At 69.3% G+C, this 17,280-nt stretch carries 20 protein-coding genes; 10 read left to right on the forward strand and 10 right to left on the reverse strand.

Annotation, left to right across the window (positions count from 1 at the left end):
• Positions 1-6 precede the first annotated feature (6 nt).
• The 3 genes from G6N51_RS18220 to G6N51_RS18230 form a co-directional block, all read right to left on the reverse strand.
• Positions 7-1,443, reverse strand: a complete 1,437-nt coding sequence (locus G6N51_RS18220; RefSeq protein ID WP_083171827.1) for a condensation domain-containing protein — start codon at positions 1,441-1,443, stop codon at positions 7-9.
• Positions 1,444-1,610: 167 nt separating this feature from the next.
• Positions 1,611-3,185, reverse strand: a complete 1,575-nt coding sequence (locus G6N51_RS18225; protein ID WP_083171828.1) for a phytoene desaturase family protein — start codon at positions 3,183-3,185, stop codon at positions 1,611-1,613.
• A 62-nt stretch (positions 3,186-3,247) separates the two neighbouring features.
• Positions 3,248-3,868 carry a TetR/AcrR family transcriptional regulator gene (locus tag G6N51_RS18230; RefSeq protein ID WP_083171829.1) on the reverse strand — a complete coding sequence of 207 codons (621 nt, stop codon included), beginning with the start codon at positions 3,866-3,868 and terminating at the stop codon, positions 3,248-3,250.
• A gap of 71 nt (positions 3,869-3,939) precedes the next feature.
• On the opposite strand from G6N51_RS18230, the gene G6N51_RS18235 reads away from it, so the two are divergent.
• Positions 3,940-4,425, forward strand: coding sequence for a DUF2834 domain-containing protein (locus G6N51_RS18235; protein WP_083171830.1), 486 nt, complete (start codon positions 3,940-3,942; stop codon positions 4,423-4,425).
• On the opposite strand, the gene G6N51_RS18240 is transcribed toward G6N51_RS18235, so the two are convergent.
• A complete protein-coding gene (locus tag G6N51_RS18240) occupies positions 4,422-4,691 on the reverse strand; it encodes a winged helix-turn-helix transcriptional regulator (protein WP_232078427.1) in 270 nt (89 codons plus the stop codon). The genes G6N51_RS18235 and G6N51_RS18240 overlap by 4 nt on opposite strands.
• A 91-nt stretch (positions 4,692-4,782) precedes the next feature.
• Between G6N51_RS18240 and G6N51_RS18245 the strand changes: the two genes are divergently transcribed.
• Positions 4,783-5,364, forward strand: a complete 582-nt coding sequence (locus G6N51_RS18245; protein WP_197747124.1) for a carboxymuconolactone decarboxylase family protein — start codon at positions 4,783-4,785, stop codon at positions 5,362-5,364.
• A gap of 7 nt (positions 5,365-5,371) precedes the next feature.
• Here the strand turns inward: G6N51_RS18245 and G6N51_RS18250 are convergent, their stop codons facing one another.
• Entirely contained in the window at positions 5,372-5,941 is a 570-nt protein-coding gene (locus G6N51_RS18250; protein ID WP_083171832.1) for a class I SAM-dependent methyltransferase, read from the reverse strand.
• Positions 5,942-5,996: 55 nt separating this feature from the next.
• Between G6N51_RS18250 and G6N51_RS18255 the strand changes: the two genes are divergently transcribed.
• The gene (locus tag G6N51_RS18255) at positions 5,997-6,746 is read left to right on the forward strand and encodes an AraC family transcriptional regulator (RefSeq protein ID WP_083171833.1); all 750 of its coding nucleotides are present in this window, start codon (positions 5,997-5,999) and stop codon (positions 6,744-6,746) included.
• 104 nt (positions 6,747-6,850) lie between these two features.
• On the opposite strand, the gene serS is transcribed toward G6N51_RS18255, so the two are convergent.
• On the reverse strand, positions 6,851-8,119 hold the full coding sequence (gene serS, locus G6N51_RS18260; protein WP_083171834.1) for a serine--tRNA ligase: 1,269 nt from the start codon (positions 8,117-8,119) through the stop codon (positions 6,851-6,853).
• Between the two features lie 111 nt (positions 8,120-8,230).
• On the opposite strand from serS, the gene G6N51_RS18265 reads away from it, so the two are divergent.
• The 3 genes from G6N51_RS18265 (at position 8,231) to G6N51_RS18275 (ending at position 10,209) form a co-directional block, all read left to right on the forward strand.
• The gene (locus G6N51_RS18265) at positions 8,231-9,589 is read left to right on the forward strand and encodes a septum formation family protein (protein WP_163750750.1); all 1,359 of its coding nucleotides are present in this window, start codon (positions 8,231-8,233) and stop codon (positions 9,587-9,589) included.
• Between the two features lie 4 nt (positions 9,590-9,593).
• The gene (locus G6N51_RS18270; RefSeq protein ID WP_142275247.1) at positions 9,594-9,944 is read left to right on the forward strand and encodes a metallopeptidase family protein; all 351 of its coding nucleotides are present in this window, start codon (positions 9,594-9,596) and stop codon (positions 9,942-9,944) included.
• A 73-nt stretch (positions 9,945-10,017) separates the two neighbouring features.
• On the forward strand, positions 10,018-10,209 hold the full coding sequence (locus G6N51_RS18275; RefSeq protein ID WP_046183317.1) for a hypothetical protein: 192 nt from the start codon (positions 10,018-10,020) through the stop codon (positions 10,207-10,209).
• A gap of 7 nt (positions 10,210-10,216) precedes the next feature.
• On the opposite strand, the gene G6N51_RS18280 is transcribed toward G6N51_RS18275, so the two are convergent.
• Together G6N51_RS18280 and pheA are read right to left on the reverse strand one after the other, a co-directional pair.
• Positions 10,217-10,903, reverse strand: a complete 687-nt coding sequence (locus G6N51_RS18280) for a histidine phosphatase family protein (RefSeq protein WP_083175884.1) — start codon at positions 10,901-10,903, stop codon at positions 10,217-10,219.
• Complete coding sequence (gene pheA / locus G6N51_RS18285; protein WP_083175882.1) at positions 10,900-11,850, reverse strand: prephenate dehydratase; 951 nt, start codon at positions 11,848-11,850, stop codon at positions 10,900-10,902. The genes G6N51_RS18280 and pheA overlap by 4 nt, the downstream gene beginning before the upstream one ends.
• Positions 11,851-11,940: 90 nt before the next feature.
• Here pheA and G6N51_RS18290 point away from each other — a divergent pair, with 90 nt between their 5' ends.
• Positions 11,941-12,744, forward strand: a complete 804-nt coding sequence (locus tag G6N51_RS18290; RefSeq protein WP_083175880.1) for a DUF2470 domain-containing protein — start codon at positions 11,941-11,943, stop codon at positions 12,742-12,744.
• Between the two features lie 45 nt (positions 12,745-12,789).
• Entirely contained in the window at positions 12,790-13,998 is a 1,209-nt protein-coding gene (locus G6N51_RS18295) for an LCP family protein (RefSeq protein WP_232078428.1), read from the forward strand.
• Here G6N51_RS18295 and G6N51_RS18300 read toward each other — a convergent pair.
• Both G6N51_RS18300 and G6N51_RS18305 read right to left on the reverse strand, forming a co-directional pair.
• The gene (locus tag G6N51_RS18300; RefSeq protein WP_083175879.1) at positions 13,995-14,807 is read right to left on the reverse strand and encodes a glycerophosphodiester phosphodiesterase; all 813 of its coding nucleotides are present in this window, start codon (positions 14,805-14,807) and stop codon (positions 13,995-13,997) included. The genes G6N51_RS18295 and G6N51_RS18300 overlap by 4 nt on opposite strands.
• A complete protein-coding gene (locus G6N51_RS18305; RefSeq protein ID WP_083175877.1) occupies positions 14,804-15,850 on the reverse strand; it encodes a DUF4328 domain-containing protein in 1,047 nt (348 codons plus the stop codon). Before G6N51_RS18305 ends, G6N51_RS18300 begins: the two co-directional genes overlap by 4 nt.
• Before the next feature lie 407 nt (positions 15,851-16,257).
• Between G6N51_RS18305 and G6N51_RS28785 the strand changes: the two genes are divergently transcribed.
• Positions 16,258-16,413, forward strand: a complete 156-nt coding sequence (locus G6N51_RS28785) for a hypothetical protein (protein ID WP_167528590.1) — start codon at positions 16,258-16,260, stop codon at positions 16,411-16,413.
• 163 nt (positions 16,414-16,576) lie between these two features.
• The gene (locus G6N51_RS18310) at positions 16,577-17,200 is read left to right on the forward strand and encodes a superoxide dismutase (RefSeq protein ID WP_083175875.1); all 624 of its coding nucleotides are present in this window, start codon (positions 16,577-16,579) and stop codon (positions 17,198-17,200) included.
• Positions 17,201-17,280 lie beyond the last annotated feature (80 nt).

Here is a 17,280-nt window from a genome sequence, read left to right on the forward strand (position 1 = left end):
TCGGCGTCAGTGCGCCGCCTGCCGGTGGCGGTCGGCGACGTTACGCGCACGCTCCGCCGCCCCGCCGTCGGCGATGCGGACGCACACGGATTTTATGGCACCCAGGTACCGGGTGACGTTATTTCGGGCCTCGGGATGGTTGGGGAACAGCACGCTCGCCGCCGTCTCGTCGAACCGCCCCACCATCGTGCTCAGCGGGTAGGTGACCCGGCCGTCACTGTGCGCACCGACGGTCAGGCCGTCGAACAACTTGGTCATCATCGACAGCGGACTGGCCTGCGCGTCAAAGAAATTCACCAGCGAGAACAACGGCGGGGGCCTGCGCAGCGACGGCGCCAATTCCACGACCCGCTCGAAGGGCACCCGCGCCAGGTCCGAACCGTCATCGAACGACGCCTGCGCCCTTCTGGCCATGTCGTTGAACGACGCCCCGGCGACCGGAACGGTGATCGGGATCTGTCCGGTGAACCAACCCTGCGTCGTGAGGTCGGCCGGGGTGCTGCGGGTGTCTTTCGGGGTGATGGCGAAATAGGTCCCCGCGCCGGTCAACTCGTGAACGGCCAGGGCGAGGCACGCGAACATGCCCCCGACGAAACGGGCACCGGCGGCCACACAGGCCGTTTCGAATCGATGCGTTTGATCCTCGTCCAGCAGGGTCACGCCCAGCAGATCGCCGCCATAGGGGACGTCGCCGAGGGGGAGCGGGAACGCCGGGAACGTCCCGTCGTTGAGTTCGGCGAAGTCGATCCAGGCACGCACCTCCGGCGACTCGACGGTCAGCGCCTCGGTGTACTCGCGCTGCCGCAGGCAGTAGTCGGCGTAGTCGCCGGCAGGGGGCAGTTCGACCGGTGGGTTTCCCGCGATCAGCTCGGCGTACATCGTCTGGAACTCGATGAGGCCCATCCCGACGAACTGGCCGTCGGCGTGCAGGTGATCGATGCTCGCATAGAACGTGAAACGGTCCGGGCGCTGAATCACCCCGAAGCTGAAGCAATCCCACTGCAGTGAATCGGGGGTGGCCACGATGTGCTCCTGCAGCTGCGCACTGGTCAGCTCGCCGTGTTCGGTGGGCTCGAACTCGATGTCGGCGGGGTCGGCGACGGTGCGCCGCACGATGTGGTCGGCGTCGCGATACTGAAACCAACTGCGGTAGGTGTCGTGCCGGCGCAGGTGTGCGTTGATGACGTAGGTCATGGCGCGCAGATCGCAGCGGCCCGACACCTCGACGGACGCGATCAACAGCCGCGAATGATCCAGGCCGCGGGCGGCCTGTTCACGCAGGCTGCGCAGGTGCCGGGCCTGGACGTAGCTGGGGGGCACGGCGCTTACCGGCGCTTCGAGGGCCTTGGCGCGGGCGGCGGGCGACGGGTGCCACGAGAACAACCTGCCCGGCGCCGGCGCCCATTCGTCGACCGTTGAGACATCCAATGGGCCGATCCGCACCGCTACCTCCCGTGCTTCAGCACCGACGGCGGTGCGTGGAGAACGGCAGCTGGCTGCGTACGGGGGGATCCGCCAAGCACCGGTAGTGCTGAGGTTCCTGGGTAGCCTAGCCCGGGTTGCCCCGGACGGCTCGGTTCGACGTACCGCTCATCCGGCGGCTCGAATCGCTAGGCCGTGCGGTCGGCGAGCGCCTGCCGGGCCGCGTTGTAGCCGGGAATGAACGTGATGCCCGGTCCGCCGTGGCAGCCCGCGCTGCCCAGGTACAGGCCCTCGATCGGAATCGGCTGACCGCGAAAACCTCTCGGACCGGGCCGATTCGGGCCGATCTGGTCGGGGTTCAGCAACCCGTGGCAGTAGTCGCCCCCGGGGGCGCCGAACATCACGCCCATGTGCCTGGGCGTGAAGGTGGTGTGCCGGGTGATGCTGCGCTCGAAGTTCGGCGCCAGGCGCGTGATCTTGTCGATCACCCGCTGCCCCATTTCGACCTTCGCGGCGCCGTAATCGACGCCGCCCTCAATCGGGAACCACAACGCGAACGCCGAGGCGGCGTGCTTGCCCGCGGGCGCCAGGTCCGGATCGTTCTGCGTGGGAATCTGCAGCACCACGGTCGGGTCCGCCGGGACGATCCCGCGGCGGCAGTCCTCCCATTGCTGCTGGACTTCCTCCGGCGTGCAGAACAGGCCGATCGATGCCTGCATGGCCGGGTCGTTGAGCGACTCGTAGGGCGCGACGAACTCCGGCGCCTCCTCCAGCGCGAAGTGCATCTGCAGATAACTGCCGCGGTGGTCGGTGCGCGCATAGCGCTCCCGAATGTCGCCGGGCAGCAGAGCCGGGTCGATCAGTTCGTTGAGGGTGACGTCGGGCGCGATGCCGGAAACGACGATCGGGGCGGTCAAGGTCTCGCCCCCCTCGGTGCGGACCCCACTCACCCGCCCTCCGGGCTGGGAATCGTCGACCAGGATCTCGGTCACCTGGCTTCGCAGCCGGACTTCGCCGCCGTGGCTCTCCAGCAGTTTGCACAGGTGCGAGGTGAGTGCCCCGATGCCGCCGCGCAGCTTCTTCATCTGCATGGTATCCCCGTCGGGGACGCCCAGCCCGAAGGCCAGCGCGGCCGCGCTGCCCGGCGTAGCGGGACCGCGATAGAGGGTGTTGACGGCCAGCACGGTCATCGAACCGCGCAGCGCACCGTGCTTCTCGCGGTCGGGAAGGTAGCGGTCCAGAACGTCGGTGACCGAGCCGAACAGCATCTCGTCGATAGCTGAACGTTCGAATTCGTTTGTCGCACAGGCGTACATCTCGTCGAACGTCTTGGGCTCGGTTCCGGCCTCGAACCGGCCCAGCGCCCGGGTGGGCGCCTGGCTCCAGGCCATCAGCCCCGCCATCCCGTTGACGGCGTCCGCCCCGTGCACCTCGTTGAGATGGGTGAACAACTTGATGGGGTCGCTGTACTGGATCAGCGGGTCGTCGCCGACGCCGCGCACCGCCACCGACATCACCTCGAGGTCGATCGTCGGCAGGGTGTCCAGGCCGAGTTCCTCGACGACCACCATCGAGGTGGGGAACTGCACCGAGCCGGCGATCTCGAACCGGTACCCGTCGAAAAGCTCCACCGTGGAAGCCATTCCACCGGCGTAGAGCTTGGAATCCAGACACACCGTCCGCAGCCCGGCCTTCTGCAGCACCACCGCGGCGGCCAGACCGTTGTGCCCGGCACCGATAACTATCGCGTCATAGTCAGTCATGTCCTGCCCTCCAGCAATGCAGGCTGGCATGATCGCAAAGTTTTGTCAATTATGACGAAACTTTAGTCGGCTTGCGTGACCCAGGCGTCGGTGATGCCCGCCCGCAGGGACTCCAGCGCCGCGTGGCACATGCGCGCCAGCTCGCCCAGCGATCGATCCCCCCCGAGCATCCAGAACTCCATCGCGCCGAAGACGCCGGCGGCGATGCAGCGCGCGGTCACCGCGGCGCGCAACCGCGCGTCCTGCGTCTCGCGCGCCGCACAGCTACGCCGGCGCAACTGCTCCTGGATGGCATCGGCGAAGTCGCCCTGGACTTCCTGCATATGGCGCACGATGCGGCCCGGGTCGAGCTCGCCACCGCGTAGAGCAGCGATTTTCGCCACGGCCTCAACGTCATACGGAAACGAGAAGATGGCCGACTGCACCGAATCGATGATCGCTTCGGTATCGGGCCTGGCATCCAAGGCGGCGCGAAACCAGTTCAGTCCGGTGTAGTCGGCAAACAACAGGTCATGCTTGGACTTGAAGTGCCGATAGAACGTCCGGAGCGACACCCCGGCGTCCGCAGCGATCTGCTCGGCCGAGGTCTCCTCGACACCCTGGCCCAGGAATCGCACCATGGCGGCCTGGATCAGCGCCTCCCGGGTGCGCTCGCTGCGCACCGTCTGCGCCGGCCTGACCATGCAATTAAGGTACCCCACCCGGTCTTTTGTCACTATTGACAAAACTCTGGCTACGGGGTGAGACTGCGCGCATGGTCTCGCTTCTTGTGCATGCAGTTCTCGGGCTCAGCGTCATCGGCTGGATCGTCGCCGCGAACTCGAAGGTCTTCGCCCGACCCGCCGGGGGCCCGTTGTTCTCCCCGCTGGAGTGCGTCTACTACCTGGTCGGGATCGCGTCGGTCGCGCTGGGCTGGTACTTCAACATCACCTACGTCTCGCAGTATTCGCACGGGTCCACCAACCCGCTGTGGGGCGAGCACGGCAGCTGGGCCGAGTACATCAGGCTGATGTTCACCAACCCGGCCGCGTCCTCCGCCAGCCAGGACTACACGATCGCGAATGTCGTTCTGCTGCCGCTGTTTACGATCGTGGACGGTTACCGCCGCGGGCTGCGGCACCCGTGGCTGTACTTCGTGTCCAGCCTCTTCACCAGCTTCGCGTTCGCGTTCGCCTTCTACTTCGCCACCATGGAGCGGCAGCGCCGGCACGAGCAGGCCCGCGAGACGGTGGACGCCTAGGTTCGCTCCGCCCAGCGACGGGCCCACTGGTCCAGGGGATTTAGGGCCTCGCCCAGCGACAGGCCGGCCTCACTGAGCTCGTAACACTGGTCGTCCCGCTGGACGACCAGGCCCGCGCCTGTCAGGTCGCCGAGACGGTCATACAGAACGCTGGGAGACATGCCGTCGCAGCGCTCCCGCAAGGACCGCGCTCCCAGCGGACCGTCGCGAAGCTCCCACAGGATCCGCAACGCCCAGCGCCGCCCCAGGAGATCGAGGGCCGCCATGAGCGGCCGCCCTGTTGTCGACCCCCGCACCGGACGCCCCGGTCGAGCCACCGATTGACGTTTCGGATTCCGTAACGTAGCTTTCTTCTCCATGGTTACGGAAATAGTAACGCCTCGCATCGGTGGCCTCGAACCGCCGTACGAGCCCTCGGTGGCGGCGCAACTGCAAAAGATGATGCCGCCGAACGTGCCGCCCATCGCCCTGTTTCGCGTCGTGGTGCGCAACATGCCCATGGCCGAGGCCATGACGCTCTGGGGCGGCTACGAGCTGAGCCGCAAGTTGTCGCTGTCCCTTCGCGATCGCGAGATCGTCATCGACCGCACCTGCGCTCGCTGCGGCTGTGAATACGAATGGGGCGTGCACGTCGCGTTTTTCGCGGAGAAGGCGCGCCTCGACCGCGAGCAGGTCCGCTCCTTGACCCACGGCGGCGCCGACGATCCCTGCTGGAGCGCCGGCCGAGATCGGCTCCTGGTCCGCGCCGTGGATTCGCTCTGCGACCGTCGCGACATCGACGATGCCCTCTGGACGGCGCTGCGCACCGAGTTCGACGAACGCGAGATTCTCGACCTCACGATGCTGTGCGGGTGGTATCACGCGATCAGCTTCACCGCACGCGCCGCCCGGGTGCCGCTCGAGGCGGGCAGCCCCACGTTCGGCGGCATCGGTCGCTGATCCACGCTCAGGTCGGTTTGATGGCGCGCCACCGTTGCCGCCCACCGGAAGAGTCGATCTGGACATCGGCGAATCCCGCGTTCCGCAGGCGCGCGCCCAGATGCTTCGGCTCGATTGGGTTGTACGTGTCGGCGATGTGAAGGAGCCGGAAGGTCAGGGACGGGACGCCGTCGCTGCCGGCGAATGCCCCGCCCGGCTGCAGCACCCGGAACGCCTCGGCGAAGAGCCGGTCCTGCAAGTCGGCGCTGGGAACGTGGTGCAGCATCGTGAAGCACACCACCGAGGTGAAGTGATCGGTGGGCAGGCCGGTGTCGGTGCCGTCGCCGTGGATGATGCGGGCCCGGTCGCCGTAACGGCGCTGCAGGCGATCGGCCATCGCGGCATCGACCTCGACGGCGGTGAGCGAATCGGCCCTGTCCAGTAAAGCGCGCGTCGTCGCCCCGTAGCCCGGGCCGATTTCCAAAGTCCGCGAGCCCAATTCGACGCCGTCCAGCGCCCAGGGCAACAGCTGATGGGCCACCGCTTTCTCCCAGCCCGCCGAGCTACACCGGCGCCGGTGCAAGAGATTCATCGCCATAACGCGGACATTAGGCGCACGCGCCTCCTGCGAGCTTCCGATATTCTGCCGTGTTATGTCGGAAATCGGCCATCATCGCTTGGTGACGTCGTCACAGGCGCTGCCGCCGGGAGCCCGCATCCAGCGGCACCGACATCCCTTGCATCAGATCGTCTACCCGTCCTCGGGCGCGGTCTCGGTCACCACCCCGGCGGGAACCTGGATCACGCCCGCGAATCGGGCGATCTGGATACCGGCGGGCTGCTGGCACGAACATAAGTTCCACGGCCACACGCAGTTTCACGCCGTCGCACTGGACCCAAGCCGGTACCGTCGCGGCCCGGCGGCGCCGGCCGTGCTGGCGGTCAACCCATTGATGCGCGAACTCATGATCGCGTGTTCGCAGACCGACGGAACCGACACGGACGAGCACCACCGGATGCTGGCCGTGTTGCACGATCAGTTGCAGGCGACCAGCGTCGGCGAGCCGCTGTGGATTCCCACACCCGTCGACGGCCGGCTGTCCGAAGCGTGCGCGTTGATCGCCGGCAACCTGCGCGAGCCGCTGACGTTGCAGCAGATCGGTCACCGGATCGGTATCAGCCCGCGCACGCTGAGCCGCCTGTTCCGCGACGAGCTGGCGATGACCTTCCCGCAGTGGCGCACCCAGCTCCGGTTGCAGCATGCCCTGGTGCTGCTGGCCGAGCGCCGAGATGTCACGTCGGTGGCGTCCGAATGTGGTTGGGCCACACCGAGTGCCTTCATCGACACCTATCGGCGCGCCTTCGGCCACACCCCGGGCCGGCTGACGCCGAAGACACCCTAGCCAATGGTGGCGACCCGCAGCGCCCGGCTACGCCGCGCTCGCGATCCCCACTAGCCAATGGTGGCGACCCGCAGCGCCCGGCTACGCCGCGCTCGCGATCCCCACTAGCCAATGGTGGCGACCGGCTCGAGCAGCTCGGTGCCGACGAACGGCACCAGCGCCTCCGGAACGCGCACGCTGCCGTCGGGGCGTTGGTGGTTTTCCAGGATCGCCACCAGCCACCGGGTGGTGCCCAGCGTCCCGTTGAGGGTGGCCGCGGTCTGGGGCTTGCCGCCCGAGTCGCGGTAGCGCGTCGCCAGCCGGCGCGCCTGGAAGGTCGTGCAGTTCGACGTCGACGTCAGCTCGCGGTAGGCGCCCTGGGTGGGAACCCATGCCTCGCAGTCGAATTTGCGGGCGGCCGACGACCCGAGATCGCCCGCCGCGACGTCGATCACCCGATAAGGCACCTCGATGCGGGCCAGCATCTCGCGTTGCCAACCCAAGAGCCGCTCGTGCTCGGCCTCGGCCTCCGCGGGGGTGCAGTAGACGAACCCCTCCACCTTGTCGAACTGGTGCACCCGGATGATGCCGCGGGTGTCCTTGCCGTAGCTGCCGGCCTCCCGCCGGAAGCACGACGACCAGCCCGCGTAACGCAGCGGCCCACCGGACAGGTCCAGGATCTCGTCGGCGTGGTAACCGGCCAGTGGCACCTCGGAGGTGCCGACCAGGTAGAGGTCGTCGGCGTCGACCCGGTAGATCTCGTCGGCGTGCGCGCCGAGGAACCCGGTGCCGGCCATCACCTCCGGGCGCACCAGCACCGGCGGGATCATCGGGATGAAGCCGTTCTCGACGGCCAGCCGCAAGGCCAGCTGGAGCAGCCCCAGCTGCAGCAGCGCGCCCCGGCCGGTCAGAAAGTAGAAGCGCGACCCGGACACCTTGGCGCCGCGCTGCATGTCGATGAGGCCCAGTGATTCGCCGAGTTCGAGGTGGTCCTTCGGGTTCTCGATCGCAGCGGGTTCGCCCACGACCTCCAGGACGCGGTAGTCGTCCTCCCCGCCGGCGGGCACCCCGTCGATGACGACGTTGGAGATCGCCATGTGCGCCGCCGTGAGCGCCGCCTCGGCCTCGGCCTGCTCGCTCTGGGCGGCCTTGACCTGCTCGGCCAGCTCCTTGGCGCGCGCCAGCTTGGCCGGGCGCTCCTCGGGCGACGCGGAGCCGACGCTCTTGCTGGCGGATTTCTGTTCGGCGCGCAGCGCGTCGGCCGACGAGATCGCCGCCCGGCGGGCGGCGTCGGCCGCCAGCAGCGTGTCAACCAAGGTCGGATCCTCGCCTCGACTGGTCTGCGACCTGCGTACGACGTCGGGGTTCTCGCGGAGCAGCTTCAGGTCGATCACGGCCCTGAGACTACTTTCACCGGCTCGGCCCGTTCGCACGCCGCCCGGCCCCGCCAGTCCCAGGACTCACATCAGTAACTTTTGTCACGCCGCACAGGCGCTCCTGTCAGAATGGACCCGATGTCGCAAGCGCCCGAGACGGAAGCCGCGGAGGCTGACGCCCGCACCGCCGCGCCGGAACAGCCGCACGCCGGCTTCCGGTGGCCGCGCAGTCTGCAGGCGCAGGCCACCCGCCGTGCCCTGCTGCTGACAGCGCTCGGCGGCCTGCTGATCGCCGGGCTCGTCACCGCGTTGCCGGTCGGCGGCACCGGGCCGGGACGGTTGTCCGGGTATCTCAACGGCAACCCCGTGCCCACCACCGGAAGCCGGAGCGACGCCGCGTTCAACAAGGCCGCCAGCGGTGACTGCCTGATGTGGCCGGACAGCACCCCCGAGTCGGCGAGGATCGTCAACTGCGTCGACGACCACAAGTTCGAAGTCGCCGAATCCGTCGACATGCGGACGTTCCCGGGCTCCGAGTACGGCCCCGACGCCGCTCCCCCGTCGCCGGCTCGCATCCAGCAGATCACCCAGGAGCAGTGCGAGTCCGCCGTGCGCAACTACCTGGGCCCCAAGTTCGATCCCAACAGCAAGTTCACCGTCAGCCTGCTGTGGCCAGGTGACCGGGCCTGGCGCCAGTCGGGCGAGCGCCGCATGCTGTGCGGTCTGCAGCTGCCCGGCACCAACAACCAGCAGCAGGCCTTCAAGGGCAAGGTCGCCGACGTCGACCAGTCCAAGGTCTGGCCGGCGGGCACCTGCTTGGGCATCGACCCGACCACCAACCAGCCGATCGACGCTCCGGTCGAGTGCGCGGCGCCGCACGCGATGGAGGTGACCGGCACGGTGAACCTGGCCGAGAAGTTCCCCGGCGCGCTGCCGGCGGAGCCCGACCAGGACGGCTTCATCAAGGATCAGTGCACCAAGATGACGGACGCCTACCTGGCGCCGGTCAAGTTGCGCACCACGACACTGACGCTGATCTATCCGACCGTTCCGCTGGCCAGCTGGGCGGCTGGCAGCCGGGAGGTCGCATGCAGCATCGGCGCGACCCTGGGCAACGGCGGCTGGGCCACCCTGGTCAACAGCGCCAAGGGCCAGCTGCTGATCAACGGCCAGCCGCCGGTGCCGCCGCCCGACATTCCCGAGGAGCGGCTCACGCTGCCGCCGATACCGCTCCAGGTGCCGGCCCAGGCGCCGTCGCCGCAGGCCAGCTCGCCGCCGGAGATCCCGCCGAACAATCAGCACCTTCCGGGGCAGCAGCCGGTGGTCACCCCGCCCCAGGCGCCGGCCTCCGACTCCCCGGCCCCGCAGGCGCCACCCCCCGCGGATGCCGGGGCGCCGCAGCAGGCCCCGCCCCCCGCGGACGGTGGAGCGCCGCCGCCGGCCAATCCGGCGCCGGAGGCACCGCCCGCGGCGCAACCCGGGGGGTAGCCACGTGCCCGCGCGGATGGATCCGCAGCGGTTCGACGAACTGGTTTCCGACGCGCTCGACCTGATCCCGCCCGAGCTGGCGGCGGCGATGGACAACGTCGTCGTTCTGGTCGAGGACCGCCACCCCGAGGAGGGGGAGCTGCTCGGACTGTACGAGGGCGTCGCCCTGACCGAGCGGGATTCCGACTACGCCGGATCACTGCCCGACGCGATCACCATCTACCGCGAGGCGCTGCTGGACGTCTGCGAATCCGACGAAGACGTCGTGGAGGAAGTGGCGATCACGGTGATCCACGAGATCGCCCACCACTTCGGCATCGACGACGCCCGGCTGGAAGAACTGGGCTGGGCCTGACCACCTGACAGCCGCGCCGGTTTTATGGGCGCGGCATCCCGGATTTGTCCGTGGCGGGTGCTATGAACGCGTTATGAGTGCTGACTGCCGCGACTGCCGGGCAGGCCTAGATCACTGTCACGGCACCATCATTCGCCATTCACTGCGCCGCTCGGAATGCACCGAGCCGGATTGCTTCAGCCCCGAGCTGTTGCCGCACGCCTTCGTCGTCGACTGCGACGCGGTCGGCTGCGGATGCTCGGAGTCGGTCGCACTGGCCGTCTGATCGGGCGTCAGCCCATCGGGTCGGTGCTCGAGTGCACCGCGTCCGCGACCGGGGTTGCCTCGGTCTCCGGATAGAACGGCGGCGTCAGGGTCCCCCACCGCACGCAGCTCCACCGTCCGTCGGTGATCGGCGCCAGCACCACGGATTCGGCGTTGTCGATGTGATTGTCCAGCGCAAAGCCGGCGTCCACACCGGCCAGCACCGCGGCGGCCAGGCGGATGGCGGCGCCATGGCTGACAACGACGATGTCGCCGGTCCAGTCGTGGTCATCGAGGTAGCGCAGCCGCAGGTCGGTGAGCACCGGCACGTAGCGGTCCAGCACGTCGTTGCCGGTTTCCCCGCCGGGCAGCGGGACATCGAGGTCACCGTGATGCCATCGCCGGTAGACCTCGTTGAACTCCGCGACCGCGTCGTCGTCTTTGCGATTTTCCAGCCCGCCGACCTGAACTTCGTGAACGCCGGCCACCTCGACGGCGGACATCCGCAGCTCGCCGCCGATCACCCCGGCCGTCTGCGACGCCCGGATCGCCACCGAATGGGCCAGCAGCGAGGGCCGTCCCGCCCGGCGGGCGAAGGCGCGGGCCTGGTCGCGGCCCAGCGGCGTCAGTTCCGCCCCGGGTGGGCGGGTGTCCAGCCTGCGCTCGACGTTGCCGTAGGACTGGCCGTGTCGCAGGAGCACCAGTCGGCCCGTCATCCCACGATCCCCCCGGCCGTGGTCTCCGGTTTGCCGTCGCGCAGCCGCGCCAGCCAGCGGGCCGCCTCGTCGGCCGGTGGCGGCAGCACCCCGGCGGGGGAGCCGGTCGGCCAAGATCCCAGGTATCGCACGTCTGCACAACGTCGGTGCAGCGCTTTGAGTGCCTCGGCGACGGCGTCGTCGTCGATGTGGCCCACACAGTCGGCGAAGAACACGTAGGTACCCAGCGCCGTCCGGGTCGGGCGGGATTCGATCCGGGTCAGGTCGATGCCGCGGATCCCGAACTCGGTCAGCGCGCCCAACAGCGCACCGGGCGCGTTGTCGATGCGCAGCACCACCGACGTGCGGTCGGCACCGGTGCGGGCCGGCGGCGGTCCGGGCGGGCCGACCAAGAGGAAACGCGTCCGGGCGTTGGGCTCGTCGACCACGCCGTCGGCCAGCGCGGCCAGCCCCCAATGCGTGGCGGCCAGCGGCGACGTCACCGCGGCGTCGGCTTGCCCTTCGGCCACCTGCCTCGCGGCGTCGGCGTTGGAGTACGCGGGTCGCAGCTCGGCGTCGGGCAGGTGGGTGGCGACCCAATGCCGCACCTGCGCCGCCGCCACGGAGAATGCGGCCAGCGTGCGCACGTCGGCGGCGGTGCGACCGGGTTTGACGACGATCGTGAATGCGACGTCCAGGGTGGTCTCGGCGAACACCTGCAGCGGCGAACCGATCGCCAGGCTGTCCAGCGTGGGCGTCACTGACCCGTCGATCGAGTTCTCGATGGGGACACAGGCGTATTCGGCGCCGCCCTCGCGGACGGTGTCCAGCGCCGCGGCGGTGCTGTCGAAGGGCATCCGCCCAACCTCGTCCGTCCCCTGGTCGGGAATCAGGCCGGCGGCCTTGATCTGCAACAGCGCCGCCTCGGTGAAGGTCCCCTCCGGACCGAGATAAGCGATGCGGATCACGCCCCAACCCTAGCGGCGACCGCGAGCAGACGGCTCTTGCGGCGCTCGGCCTTCTAAGTTAACTTAGGCTTACCTAACTGAAGGAGAACGGTGTTACCGCTGACGTGCCCCGCCCCGACGACGGCCGAACGCATCCGCAGCGCGTGCGTGCGCGCCGGTGGCGCGCTCCTGGCCCTGGAATCCGTGCACACACGCCAGGATCCGGTCGTGACGCCCGTACATCACCTGCTGCCCGACGGGTCGTTCGCGCTGGCGCTTCCGAGTGGGCGCGACGGCCGGCCGGACCGCGGCGTCGCCGGAGCGCAGGCACTGCTGGAGTTGACCGACTACGCGCCGCTTCCGCTGCGGGAGCCGGTGCGCTCGCTGGTGTGGGTGCGCGGGCGCCTGCAGGAATTCCGCCCGGACGAGGTCGCCGACACCGTCGACCTGATCGCCGCCGACTGGCCCCACCCCGCACTGCTTCAGGTCGACACGCCGCGCTGCGCCCCGCCGGACGGCGACGAGCCCCGGTACACGCTGATCCGGCTGGAGATCGCGTCCGTCGTCGTCACCGACGCCACCGGCGCCGAGCCCGTCAGCGTCGAGGATCTCCTCGCGGCCCGGCCCGACCCGTTCTGCGAGATCGAGTCGAACCTGCTGTGGCATTTGGACACCGCCCACAGCGACGTGGTGGCGCGGCTGGTGTCGCGGCTGCCGGCCCCGTTGCGCCGCGGCCAGGTACGCCCACTCGGGCTCGACCGCTACGGCGTGCGGTTCCGCGTCGAAGGTGCCGACCGCGACCACGACGTCCGCTTGCCCTTCCACAAGCCGGTGGACGACATGACCGGGTTGAGCCAGGCCATCCGGGTCCTGATGGGGTGCCCGTTCATCAACGGCCTGCGCGCCCGTCGGTAGCCGAACCCGTCTTGCCGGGCCGCCGCCGCCGCGTACGTTAACCGGGTGAACGGCGATCAACCACCGCACCGGCCCGACCCGCCTACCGAGCCGTCACCGGTGATTCGCCGCGGGGCTCGACCGCCGGCCCCGGCCGAGCAGACCGCGCCGCTGCGGCGGCCCATGCCACCACCCGCGCCGCCGGTGCCGCCCCGCGCCGTCGACACGCCACGCCCCGCCCCGCCGGGGCCGCGCACCCGTCGATCGCCCGGACCCCCACCTCCGCCCGCCGCGCCCGGCGCGCGACGCCGACGCGGGTGGCGCCGGTGGCTTCGGGCGGCCACTTCGGCGTTGGTGATTTGTGCGCTGCTGATCGGCATTGCCGCCGTGTGCGGGGCGGTCTGGTTCGACAGCAGGCTGCACCGCGACGACATTTTGACCGACTACCCCGGACGCCCGGGACCCGGCCGAGGCACGAACTGGCTGCTCGTCGGCTCCGACAGCCGCCAGGGGCTCAGCCCCGAGCAGCAGCAGGACCTGGCCACCGGCGGTGACCTCGGCAGCAGCCGGACGGACACCATCCTGCTGGTGCACCTGCCCGAGCTGTGGTCCGGCGGTCGGGTGACGATGGTGTCGATACCGCGCGACTCCTACGTGCCGATCCCCGGGCACGGCAAGGACAAGATCAATGCGGCCTTCTCGATGGGCGGGGCCGGCTTGCTGGCCCAGACGGTGGAGCAGGCCACCGGGCTGCGCCTCGACCACTACGCGGAAATCGGATTCGGCGGCTTCGCCGGCGTGGTCGACGCGCTGGGCGGGGTGACGGTGTGCCCGACGACCCCGCTCAACGACCCCTTGGCCGGCATCGACCTGCCGGCCGGCTGCCAGAAGCTGAACGGCCGCAACGCCCTCGGGTACGTCAGGACGCGCGACACCCCCCGGGCGGATCTGGACCGGATGGTCAACCAGCGGCAGTTCGTCGCGGCGCTGCTGCGCGCCGCCGCCAGCCCAGCGGTGTGGCTGAACCCGTGGCGCTGGTACGCGGTGCCGCGTGCGGTCGCCGATGCCCTGACCGTCGACCGCGGCGACCACGTCTGGGACCTGGGCCGCCTGGGCTGGGGGCTGCACGGCTCTCCCACCACGATGACGGTGCCCATCGGGGAGTTCACCAGCGGTGACGCCGGATCGGTGGTGGTGTGGAACCACGACGAGGCCAGCCGGCTGTTCGAGGCGCTGGCCAACGACGCGCCGGTGCCCACCGCCCCGCCGGACTAGCCGCCCCGGCCGTTTTGCAGGTAGGCCTTCGTTCGGCCGGGGTGGTGGGTGGCAAGCCAGGCCACCCCGACATCACGGCAGAAGTCGAGGTCTTCGTACTCGTCGACGTTCCAGCAGTAGACGGCCCGGCCCTGGGCGATCGCGCGATCCGCCAGCTGGGGATATTCCTTCAGCGTCGCGAGCGAAGGCCCGACGGCGGTGGCGCCGACGGCCGTGGCCGCGCCGCTGGTCAAGTAGCGCGCGGTTCTGCCGAGCAGCACGGTCGGCAGCAGCGGAGCGGCTCGCCGGATCCGCCAGACCGCGGCCGCCGAAAACGACATCACCACCGCGCGGGACCGGTCGGCGGAGGCTGGGGCGGCGATGCCGAAGCGGTGTAGCAGCGCGAGCAGCTTGGTTTCCACCAGCGAGCCGTATCGCACCGGGTGCTTGGTTTCGATGAACAGCTTCACCGGCCGGCGCCAGTCCAGGACGAGCGAAACCAGGGCGTCCAGCGTCAGCAGGCTGGTGTCACCGTGTGTGCCGTCTTCACGCCAGCTGTCGTGCCACGCTCCGTACTCGAGCTCACGCAGCTCAGCGAGGGTCATCGTGCTGACCAGCCCGGCCCCGGTCGACGTGCGGTCCAGACGCCGGTCGTGCACGCACACCAGGTGGCCGTCGCGCGTCAGGCGCACGTCGCATTCCACGCCGTCGGCGCCCTCCCTGAGGGCGAGGTCGTAGGCGGCCAGCGTGTGTTCGGGCCGAGCGGCCGACGCGCCGCGGTGGGCTACCACAAAGGGGTGCCCGGCGAGCACCTCCTCGGCCCACGTCATACGCCTAATGCTGCCGCTTCCTGCCCCTCCAGCTCAACCGGGCGCGATGTGGGCACCGGGTCGTCGGTGACCACAACCCAGCGGTGCGCGGGCCGTTCGACCGGCTTCCGCTCGAAACCCTCGAAGACCCGGGCGGCCGCGGCGATCGTCAGCGCCGCGAGCAGGTACGCGAAAACCATGGTGATCGTGTTGTTGGCGATACCCTGCGCGTCCCTGGCGAAGCTGGTGACCATGGCGAAGACGGAGACCAGGTAGCTGGCCACCCACGCGACCCACCACTGGACGATTGGTCGCCGTATCCGGGCGTAGTACTCCTCCAGGATCGCCAGCTCGATGACGTAGACCGGCGCCCACAACAGATTGGCCAGCGGCACCACGCACCCCGCCCACAACGTACGGGTGGACCGCGGCTCGGGCAGGCCGTGATGCGCGAACACGGCGGCGCGGCGAGCGATGAGCCAACGGATCAGCATCACCCCGGAGGTGAACACCGCCGCGATCGCGGCCGCGCTGGCCAGGACGCCGAGCCAGTCCGCCCCTGCGGCGATCCAGGAGTTCAGCAGGGTGTTCCGGTTGATGATCAGCAGCAGGTATCGCACGACATAGACCAGAGCCGCGATGCCGAGGACGAGCACGCTCACAAACAGCGTGGTGCGAATTGTCGGTACGGCCGGCCCGGGGCGCGCGGCCGCCTCGGCCGCCGCCGGCGTTGGCTCGACGCGGTCGGCCAGGCCCCAGCGCGGCATCACGGCATAACGCGGAGTGGGGCCGAGGGGACGTCGTCCGCGCCGGGTGGGCGGCGCGGCACCGGGACGCACCGCTATCCAGCGAAAGCCCGGCGGTAGGCGCGGCGGCGTGCGCTGCCATCCCCGGGCCCCGGACGGTCGGCTCGCCGGCGCGGCGGTTTGTGCGCCCCACCGCGGATCGGGCGCCGGCGCGTCCGGCAGCGGGGCCAGCAGGGCTCCCCGACAACGGGGACACCACTCGCGTTGCCGCTCGCGCACGTTCCACCGGGTGCCGCATTGGGAGCACACCTGGATCACCGGACTAGCCTAACCGCGCGGTGATATCCGCCGCCGGATGCGGCGTCGGTGGCTGGAGGTCGGGGCCGCCGGCTATCTACTCGGCTGCCGTGACTATCCACAGTTTCCACAGGTTTATCCACATCCGGATAACGGGTAAGGGGAGCGTTACCACAGCGCTATCGGGGTAGCCGTGGTTCGACATGTGGATAACACCACGGGCTTGCCGGTGTGCCATCGACAGCCCGGAAGGGCCGTTGAGCGAATGGATGACCTCCGGTCACAAATGTCCTTGCCCGCCCCGCCCCAACGCGCACGTCAGCGGGCCGTTTTCCAACCCCGGTTTGAAGCGCTATGATCGCGTTCGCGAAAAATTGTTTGTGACTCACCTCACTACCGCGGGGTGAGGGGCGGGTGAAAGGCGATTGATGGCCACGCATTCGTTCGGTCCGGGTTCACCGGCCCCCTCGAAGTCGTACTCCGGCTCGCCCGCGTGGAATCACAGCTACAGCGTCGCCGCACTGCGCGCCGGGCTCATCGCGCTCGCGCTGCTGGCGATTCTCGCCCTCATCGTTTTGTCCTGACTCGTTCGGGCTTGATTCGGCGCCGAACGGGTACCCGCGTTCGGGGCTCATAGCGGCCGTTCTTGCGGTCCGTCCGGTCATGGAGCAGGGTTGTCTACGGCTGGCCGCCGCGTTGGCGGGCCCGCGCAATGAGCCTAAGAAGACAATCGAAGAAAGGAACGCCGTGGCTGAATACACCCTGCCCGATCTGGACTGGGACTACGCAGCGCTGGAACCGCACATCTCGGGGCAGATCAACGAGATTCATCACACCAAGCACCACGCCGCGTACGTCAAGGGCGTGAACGACGCGGTCGCCAAACTCGAAGAGGCACGCGCCAATGACGACCACGCCTCGATCTTCCTGAACGAAAAGAACCTGGCGTTCCACCTCGGCGGCCACGTGAACCACTCGATCTGGTGGAAGAACCTGTCGCCGGACGGCGGCGACAAGCCGACCGGAGAGCTGGCCGCCGCGATCGATGACGCGTTCGGATCGTTCGACAAATTCCGCGCGCAGTTCAGCGCGGCCGCCAACGGCCTGCAGGGTTCGGGCTGGGCGGTCCTGGGCTATGACACGCTCGGTGACAGACTGCTCACCTTCCAGCTGTATGACCAGCAGGCCAACGTCCCGCTCGGCATCATTCCCCTGCTGCAGGTCGACATGTGGGAGCACGCTTTCTACCTGCAGTACAAGAACGTCAAGGCGGACTACGTCAAGGCGTTCTGGAACGTCGTCAACTGGGCCGACGTGCAGAAGCGGTACGCGGCCGCCACGTCGAAAACCAGCGGGCTGATCTTCGGCTGAGGCCTCCTCGAATCGGCACGGGGCGTCGCGCGGCATGCGCGGCGCCCCTGTCGTTTGTCCGGCCGCGAATCGGGCATTCC

The organism is Mycobacterium paraseoulense (genome assembly GCF_010731655.1).
GTDB lineage: Bacteria > Actinomycetota > Actinomycetes > Mycobacteriales > Mycobacteriaceae > Mycobacterium > Mycobacterium paraseoulense.

Bases quoted from the DNA above. Each gene is read 5' to 3' on its own strand.
- G6N51_RS18300 (WP_083175879.1), bottom strand. From the start codon at position 14,807: ATGACGTGGGCCGAGGAGGTGCTCGCCGGGCACCCCTTTGTGGTAGCC.
- G6N51_RS18265 (WP_163750750.1), top strand. From the start codon at position 8,231: ATGGACCCGATGTCGCAAGCGCCCGAGACGGAAGCCGCGGAGGCTGAC.
- G6N51_RS18245 (WP_197747124.1), top strand. From the start codon at position 4,783: ATGGTTACGGAAATAGTAACGCCTCGCATCGGTGGCCTCGAACCGCCG.
- G6N51_RS18230 (WP_083171829.1), bottom strand. From the start codon at position 3,868: ATGGTCAGGCCGGCGCAGACGGTGCGCAGCGAGCGCACCCGGGAGGCG.
- G6N51_RS18235 (WP_083171830.1), top strand. From the start codon at position 3,940: ATGGTCTCGCTTCTTGTGCATGCAGTTCTCGGGCTCAGCGTCATCGGC.
- G6N51_RS18225 (WP_083171828.1), bottom strand. From the start codon at position 3,185: ATGACTGACTATGACGCGATAGTTATCGGTGCCGGGCACAACGGTCTG.
- G6N51_RS18240 (WP_232078427.1), bottom strand. From the start codon at position 4,691: ATGGCGGCCCTCGATCTCCTGGGGCGGCGCTGGGCGTTGCGGATCCTG.
- G6N51_RS18280 (WP_083175884.1), bottom strand. From the start codon at position 10,903: ATGACGGGCCGACTGGTGCTCCTGCGACACGGCCAGTCCTACGGCAAC.
- G6N51_RS28785 (WP_167528590.1), top strand. From the start codon at position 16,258: ATGGCCACGCATTCGTTCGGTCCGGGTTCACCGGCCCCCTCGAAGTCG.
- G6N51_RS18255 (WP_083171833.1), top strand. From the start codon at position 5,997: ATGTCGGAAATCGGCCATCATCGCTTGGTGACGTCGTCACAGGCGCTG.
- G6N51_RS18275 (WP_046183317.1), top strand. From the start codon at position 10,018: ATGAGTGCTGACTGCCGCGACTGCCGGGCAGGCCTAGATCACTGTCAC.
- G6N51_RS18250 (WP_083171832.1), bottom strand. From the start codon at position 5,941: ATGGCGATGAATCTCTTGCACCGGCGCCGGTGTAGCTCGGCGGGCTGG.